Genomic DNA, 833 nt, shown 5'->3' on the forward strand with positions numbered 1-833 from the left:
TATATTTGCGACAGAACCGAAGAAAGTGAGTGATTTTTGCGATCTCGTAGCTATTAGAGAAAGGAAGTGTGCAAAAACCACTCAAAAGTTGGCTATAACATATTGTGCATTAAACACAAAAACGACTCCTTATTGAGAGCCGTTTTTATTGGGATTCTACTTTTACTATTTGGTGTTCTTTATATTTTTCTCATTAACAATTAAGCTTGTGTTTTAAATGGGATAATTGGTGTTTCTATTTCCATGCTTTCAGCTTCCCAAGTATCTAATTTAGCTTGCATCATAATCCAAATACCAACGCCAGTTCCGGTCGTTTCTGCTAGGCGTCTAGCCATTGCATGTGAGCATTTGGCTTTACCGTTAACAAATTCACTTAGTGCTTTTCTTGTTACACCTAAGTTCACTGCTGCTTCGGTAATTGATATTCCTCTTTCATCCAAAATAGTGTGTTTAAAAAACTTACCTGGATGTGATGGTTTTCTCGTCATTCTCATTTCTACTCTCCTAAAGCCTACCTTGTATGTAACGAGATAGACTAAGGTCACATATATCGTGACCCGTAACCTAATCTTTTATTAGGCAGCTATCGGGCTTTTATTTTTTTCCCGTGATAATCGATATAATCAAGAAATTCAGCGCCTTCATCTTGTATTTGAAAAGTTATTCGCCAATTTCCATTAACTTTTATACTGTAAACCCCTTTACCAGAACCTTTCTTTTCAGAAAATTTATCTCTATAAATTGCTTTCAGATCTTTAGGGTGGTGTGAAGCATCGACAGCATCCAGTATAAACGCAATGCTATCGATGTGATTTGGTTCTGTCGCAAACTTT

The 833-nt window shown here is 36.3% G+C and carries 2 protein-coding genes; both read right to left on the reverse strand.

Features of this window, described 5'->3' with window-relative positions:
- Positions 1-200: 200 nt before the first annotated feature.
- Positions 201-494 (reverse strand): HigA family addiction module antitoxin, encoded by a 294-nt coding sequence (locus AB4496_RS25085; RefSeq protein WP_017101335.1) that lies wholly within the window; start codon positions 492-494, stop codon positions 201-203.
- A gap of 89 nt (positions 495-583) precedes the next feature.
- The coding region (locus AB4496_RS25090) for a type II toxin-antitoxin system RelE/ParE family toxin (protein WP_137002699.1) at positions 584-833 on the reverse strand (250 nt) is incomplete at its 5' end.

The sequence above is a fragment of the Vibrio sp. 10N.222.46.A1 genome, from assembly GCF_041473595.1.
Taxonomy (GTDB): Bacteria; Pseudomonadota; Gammaproteobacteria; order Enterobacterales; family Vibrionaceae; genus Vibrio; species Vibrio tasmaniensis_A.